Here is a 7582-nt window from a genome sequence, read left to right on the forward strand (position 1 = left end):
ATCTCATCACTCACATCATCCATTCCACTCCAGTCAGGATCGTAATCCGTGACTAAGATTCCATCAACAAGTTCATAATCGGTATTAATTTTTATATTACTAAAGCCAATTTTTATTTTGGTATCGGATAAATAAGGAACGGTAATATATCCCCACCCTGAAAATATTCCATTTCCTCCTTGAGCAACCTCGCCTATCTCTGGGGATTCTGTATTACCTGATAGAATGCGTTTTACTGTTACTGGAAATTCTCCAGCAGTAAATACATCATTAACTACCAATGTTTCTAATGGATCCTGATTATCAATATGTAATTCTGGAGTCACTCCACATGTAAAATTGGATTCTCCTCGAGTTGTTGTGGTAAATTCAAATAAACGGGAATAGGTATACCCTCCGTTTTCTCCACATTGTCCACCAACTCTATACTCATAGGTTGTATTTTCTTCTAACTGCTGGATTTTGGTATTTTCATTATAAGCATTTACCTCAAACCATCCAGAATTGTTTCCCTCTTTTTTACGATACTGTACCTGATATTTTTGATGATCTACTCCCTGCCAAAATACCTGTGCTGCGTTATAAGCATTACTCTCTGCAAGGACATATTGTGGCGCTGTACATTGCCCAGTGTAATTAAAATGATAAACCTCACTATATCCTCCATTTTTAAACAAGGACAATTCATTAATTCCATCCACCGCGATTGCCCGTACCCGCCAACCATAAGTTTTATCTGGTAGTAAGGGTGTCTCTGCAGGACCATACAATAATGTTGTTGATCGCGTTGTAGTTTGATATAATGGTCTACTCGCCAAAAATCCTGCCTGAGGGTCAATATTTGTATCCCATATTTCTGCCAGAGTAAACTCATATTGTATATTGGTTGCATTTACATGACGAGGTGTCCAATTAAAAATAATATTTTGTGGATCTTTGATCGTAATATTTTCATTTCGTACCGGAAGGTTTAAAATCGGAGGGTCATTTAATACGATATAGGCTATTGCACAGCTTTTTTTAGAAATCAGCCTTCCTGTTAAGTAATCATATGCTTCAAAACAAAAACGATACAAACCTGCGGGAAGAGGCTTACTATATTGAACAGGAGATATTCCTACCAGATTTTCTATCTGAAAATAGGAGCGTAAATCTATATTAGTTAACCGTAGTGGAACACCTCCATCTAAAGTAACAGGGGAAACTCCTGAAACAACATCTGTACTTTGTACAGCAATACCATTACCTTCTATAAACAGTTTTAATGTAACCTGACGATTAAACTCTGTAACATCTCCCAAAAGTAAATTAACCACTAGACGATCACTATTTGCAGTAGCATAATCTGCGAGGGTTACACTATAAGGAGGAATCATTTGTGCAGTTACCTGAACAGGACTCTGAGCAACTCCAAAAAAAGGAAGTAACAGCAGTAGAAGTAGGATATATGTTTTAATATAGCTATTCATAAGGGTTAGTTTGGTAATTTTTGAATTTTAATATCTGTTTCGATATAAGAGTTTGCTCCATCTGGAATGTACTTTTTGATTTTTAAAGCTCCTTTTCTCCCATCTTCGGTTTCAAACAGGATAATTCTTGGTACCACACTATTATTAAATGGTTGCAGGCCATCTATGGTTTCGGTGATTGTCAAGCCACGTAGTATAGTATCATTGGTCATATTATCAAATTGTGTAAGGGTTAAACTTGCTCCGCAAGCACATCCCTCTAAAACATTAATCATCTTGGTATGGGTAGCATTGGGGATGGCATCAAAAGTAGTACCTTCTAACATGTCTGGGGCATAAAATCGATTAAAACTAAAACCACTATTGAGACCAAAAAATACTAAATCAATTCTTGCTCCATTACCAGATGTAATTTGTGATTTAGTATATACTTGTTCTGTATATCCAGAAAAGAAACTTCCGATAGTATTGGTATTATGTGCCGTATTTATTCCTAAATGAATATTCTCAAAGACTTTAATGTTGGTATCTGGTAATATCGTTATCGTTTTTGTTATTGATTTAGTTTCTTTTCCGTTTGTAGCTGTTAATATCATATTATGAGTTCCAATAGTATTAAAAACTACTGTAGGGTTTTCTTCTGTAGTGGCTGAGGGGATTCCTCCATCAAAACTCCATTGATATGTAGTAGCACTTTTACTTTTATTTTGCATTGACAATTGTACAGGGGCTTGAAAATCTTTATCTTGAAAATTCACTTCCCAATCAAAATCAGCAATCAAAAAAGGTGCAACCGTAATGGTTGTATCTTTTGCATAAGTTTCTCGCCCGTTACTTATTTTTAGTGCGATTTTATGCTCTCCTGGTTGTTCAAAAACCACATTGCCTGGGTCTTTTTGATCTGTAGTTACAGGATTACCCCCTTCAAAACTCCATTGATAGGTAGTTGCTCCCATAGAGGTATTAGTTATACCTACTGTTGTTGGAGCGAAATTATCTATCTGTATTTTTGCTTTGAAATCTATGATTACTGGTGCGTCTAAATCTAAGGTTACCTCTTTTTGATCTTCTGATCCATCACGATTCATAGCATGTAAGATAATGGTATATATTCCAGGGTTTTTATATAATATAGCCCCAGGGTTTCTTTGTACAGATGTAGAGGGTTCCCCTCCTTCAAATGTCCATTTGTATTGCTCTGCACCTTCACTACGATTAATCATTACAACCTGCACTGGAACAGAATAATCTTCTGCAACAATAGTAGCTTTAAAATCAGCTACTACTGGAATAGCCTCTTCCTTTGAACAGGTACTTAGAAGCACCGCCAACAAAAGAATATTTGATATATATGCTATACGTTTCACTACTCTATAATAATTTTACGGATTTGATCTCCTCTAGGAGTTTCTAATACGAGTACATATACTCCGGTACTTAATGACATTTCTACAGGGATTAGGTATTCTTTTAATCCATCTTTACGTTGCTCCATTTCTACATGATTATTGGTCAGGTTAAACATACGCAATGCTATAGATGCTGTTTCAGCCAAGGATATTTTTACAGTAAATTTACCATCATTTGGATTAGGATACACCAAAAATTCTTCAATAAATGGGTTATCTGCATCTCCAACATTTGGTAAATCAGTAGACTCTTCTACTATAATTGTTTTTTGATACTCCTGATAGCAATCGCCTTGATATGTTTTCAGGCTAAAATCATACGATCCTTTTTTATTAAATATAACTACCAAACGTTCTCTATCCTGTGATACAATTTCTATTCCCGAATCTTCTGGCATGGCCCATTCTACAATATCTCCATCAGGCAAGCTTACATTTACCATAGTTACTTCTTTGCCTGTAAAGGCTTGGGATAGCAACAAAAAATCTGCATCAATCACAGCATTTGACACAGAAACATTAACTGTATTTGTTCCTGTACACCCTAAAGAAGTTATTAAAGTAGCTTTATAGGTTCCAGACCTAGTAAGTTCTACCTGAGGATCGGTACTTCTAAAACCGTTATCCGATTCCCATAGATATGTTGCTTCTGGATCATCAATGCTAATATCAAGAATCAAGGATTGTTCTGCGCAAATGGTTCTGTTCTCTCCTAAATCCAACGTAATTGGATCAGGATCTACTAGGGTAATATCTTTGTAAGTAACACACTCTTCTGCATCTATGATTTGTAATATATAGGTTCCTGCTGTTAGGCTATGAATACTTTCTGTAGATTGCCCTGAATCCCAAGAAAAAGTATAAGGAGGTGTTCCTCCTTGGGCTTGTATATCAATATATCCATCATTACCTTGATAGCAGGTAGGAGCAATTTGATTGATAATCATTGCTTCTAATCCATTGGGTTGTTCTATATTTATTGTTCCTGTTGTACGACACCCTTTACTATCACTTACAAAAACAGTATATTTCCCTGAAATCAACCCTGTAATTACAGAAGTTGTTTCTCCTGTTGACCATGAAATATCATAAGGGGGAATACCTCCTTCTATAAATACTTCTGCTACCCCATTAGCTCCACTACTACAAACAACATTTTCTTTTTCAAAGGTAACCTTTAGCAATTTAGGTTGGTTCAAAAAATATGTACTATCTCTTTCTTGTACTAGAATATTATTTTCATAATCTCCAAGAATAATATTATTTGCATCCCTAATATTTACAGCATATGTTCCTGTATCTAAATCTCTGGCAATACTATCTGTAACAGAAAGAATTTCCCATTCTCCTGTAATAGGATTCTGTTTTTTCCAAGTATAATAGTAAGGTAAGCCTCTATTATCAAAAAAATCAAGTTGGATGCCTCCTTTTGCATGAGCAATGAGTTCTCCATCACTATCCTCATCTCCATATTCATTGGTATTATTACAAGAGATAGCATGAGATTCTTCAATAGTTAATAAAAGAGGGTCAGGTTCATCAAGTTCGTATTCGGCATTGATGACGGTACATGTATTTTTGTAAGTAGCTAAACTATAATTCTTGTCACGTACTGTAAGAGAATATTTTCCTTTAGCAAGCCCGTTTAGCGTGATCTGGTATCCTTCATCTGGTACAGGGATTATTAAGGTATTGGTATCAGTTAGAATAGTTCCATTTTCATCTTTCCATTCAAAAGTATACGAACCATCATTATATGGTGTTCCTCCAGTTACTTTTGCCACGATAACTCCGTCTGTAAATCCAAAAGCTTTAGGATCTTTTGAAAGATCAGTATCGAAATCAATTTTCAAAGAGGCATCAGGTTCTGAGATGGTCACTTCTTGTATAATTTCTTCACCTAAAACAACTTCTCCATGTACTACTTTTCTGACTTTAGCTATACAACCATTAGCGTCCATGAGTTTAATTTGGTAATTTCCTTTTGTTCTACCTGTAATTGTTGTGGTATTACCATGTGTAAAAGGTCTCCAATCTGTTGTCCAAGGTTCAGAGGTTTTTCTAATGAGGTACTTATATCCTCCTACACCTCCAGAAGCACTAAAAGTAATGGTTCCATCATTACCGCCGTTGCAGAACACATCTACTTTATCATTTTTTGGTAGTGTATTAAAAACCACTTGAGATTGTCGTATCACACGTATGTTTTCAAAATGACCAGTACCTGCTGTATAATATGCTAATCCATTATAAGAACCATATAGACTGATTTGATATTCGCTAACACTAGGAGGAACATTGGTCAAAGTTACTCTATTATTACTATCTAAAGTGATATTATTTGCTCCAGAAACTGCTATAGCTGGATAAATAGGGTTTCCTCTTTCATCATTTCTTACAGGAGGTTGAGACTTATCTCCTACAGATATACTAAGGTTATCTCTAGTATCTAATGCTTTATTAAACTGAATAGTAATGGTTCCATCTCTTGCATCAAAGCAAGAGGTAGGAGTACTAGTTACGCTAGTAATTGTAGGTGCTGATTTCCTAAGTATATAAGAAATTACATTAGAGTCAAAAGAATCACTACATGCTGATGCAACTCTGAAATATACTTCTTTTCCAACAACAGAAGCTGCCATAAAAGCATTAGGGGTAAAAGTAATAGAGTTTGCTCTGGGAACAGGTATATTTATCCAATCATACACCCTTCTTACCCTTGGATCACCAAAAAGGTTAGGTAGAGTAATATCTGTATAAGTAGTAGCATATTGCCACCTATATTGACTGGTTTCTATACCAGTGGTGGTATTCAAAGTTAATAGGTCATCGTATCCAATAATCCTATATGGTGGTACTCCTAAAGAAAAAACAGGCCTTACACTATATTTAAAATCTATAGTAGTCATTCTAGGAGAATAATATCCTGAAAAACTACTGGAATCTACACATGGAAAACTAAAATTAGCAGGAATGGTACCTTCTGCATCTGTCCCTGTTCTAAAATTTACGAAAGCATAAACATCAATTCTCACTGGTAACTTAGAGGAATATACAGAAGGTACGCTTTTATTAATTTCTTCATCTCCTTCGTTTTGTATATCTCTAAAATATAGTGTTTCTCTTTCTCCATCAAAAAATACTACTTCAATATGAATATTAGAATTGGTTCTATTTTTAACTCCTTTATTTATACGGTAATTAAGATCCCACAAGTCAATTTTATATCGATTTTGAGAGACCCCAGTACTCCAAGACATTAAAACCAATAGTATAACAATTACTTTTTTCATTTTCTTCGTTTCTTAAAATTCAACGATAACAGATGTTGTACCTCCATATTTACCATTAGGTAAAATAGGCCTTATATAATACGTATAGGTATTATTGGGGTTTACTGTATTATCTTTTATATTTTTTATACCTCCAGGTAGTTCTCTAAATAATCTAGCACTACCTTCATTTTTCTTTTTATACATAATAAACCCTGTAAACATATCTGATGGATTTCTCCAGGATAGATGTATTACTTTTTCTTCTTTATTCGCAATTCCTTGTATTCCCTTTATCGTTTGTAAATTCGACTTAGAAAAAGCTATGAATACAGTTATTGGAGTAGATGGTAAGGATTGTAAACCGTTTTGATCTGTTGCGAAAATGGCATAGCGGTATTTATGATCCATTTGCAAACCTGTATCTACATACATAGTATCTTTTTGAGTATCTAAAATACGTTGCCAACTAGTATCAGAGGTCGTTATATCTTTTCTGAATAACTCATAACGTTCTACATCTTCACTAGAACTAGGGATCCATCTTAGATTTACTGTATCATTTTTCACCTCATATCTACTAAAAATGGGGGAAGTTGGTCTTACAACATCAGGTTTATCTAACACCAACATTTCAGAGTAACCTGACATGTTAAAACGTTGGTCTACAGCTACCACACTATAATATATTTTACTATTTAAAGAAGCTACCTGCACAGTATCTACAAAAGAAGTTTGGGTTATTGGATCAATGGTTATTTGCGATAATTCTTCTCCTTTTTTATTTCCACGAAATACGCGATATCCTAACATATCTTTTTCTGTATTTGCTTCCCATTTGATTTTAGTGACTCCAGTACTATCAATAACTCCAGTAAGTCCAATGGGTATTTTAGGAGGGATGGAATCTATGGGTTGCACAAAAACAGCTAAAGAAGTAGTGTTTTGTCCCCTTTTTCCATGGGCAGTAATAGTAAAATAATTAGAAGGTTGTAATTTATCGTACATTAATTCTCTCTGTCCAGAAGGAATATTAGCTACAACTTCTTCATAAACACCATTTGCTTTGGAAGCTCTATTTAAACTAAACCCTTCAATTAGAGATACTCCTTCTTTTGGAAACTCCCAGAATAAAACTGCACTACCATTTTCTTTTAAGGTATGTGTTGTGATATGCGCGGTATACGCAAGTGTAGGTTTTCCTTGCCCAGAAATTACCTTAGAAGGAGGGCCTTCTTTTCCAAAAGAAGACAATCCTATAACCCGATAATAAAACGTTTTATTATTTTGAGACAATGTATCTATATAATACATCCTTTTGGCAGGAGCACCTGGCTTATCATTCATATTGATTAATGGAGTATCTCCTAATCGTTTGAAATTTGTACCATCTTCTGATCGTTCAATAAAATACGCTGTATAAATAGATTTA

4 protein-coding genes are annotated in these 7582 nt (G+C 34.8%); all 4 read right to left on the minus strand.

Annotated features, from left to right (window positions below; all coding sequences use genetic code 11):
* Nucleotides 1-1469 (minus strand): fibronectin type III domain-containing protein (locus CVD18_RS20530; RefSeq protein ID WP_199185120.1); only part of this gene is annotated, 1469 nt, incomplete at its 3' end.
* A 5-nt stretch (nt 1470-1474) separates the two neighbouring features.
* Nucleotides 1475-2836 (minus strand): PKD domain-containing protein, encoded by a 1362-nt coding sequence (locus CVD18_RS20535; RefSeq protein ID WP_103867362.1) that lies wholly within the window; start codon nt 2834-2836, stop codon nt 1475-1477.
* Nucleotides 2836-6171, minus strand: coding sequence for a T9SS type A sorting domain-containing protein (locus CVD18_RS20540; protein WP_103867363.1), 3336 nt, complete (start codon nt 6169-6171; stop codon nt 2836-2838). The genes CVD18_RS20535 and CVD18_RS20540 overlap by 1 nt, the downstream gene beginning before the upstream one ends.
* 12 nt (nt 6172-6183) lie before the next feature.
* Nucleotides 6184-7582: fibronectin type III domain-containing protein (locus CVD18_RS22845; RefSeq protein ID WP_103867364.1), on the minus strand; the 1399-nt coding region annotated here is incomplete at its 5' end.

Source organism: Aquimarina sp. I32.4 (genome assembly GCF_002924285.1).
GTDB lineage: Bacteria > Bacteroidota > Bacteroidia > Flavobacteriales > Flavobacteriaceae > Aquimarina.

What these genes read in the sequence shown, in the direction of transcription:
- CVD18_RS20540 (WP_103867363.1), bottom strand. Translation starts at nt 6,171, where the DNA reads ATGAAAAAAGTAATTGTTATACTATTGGTTTTAATGTCTTGGAGTACT.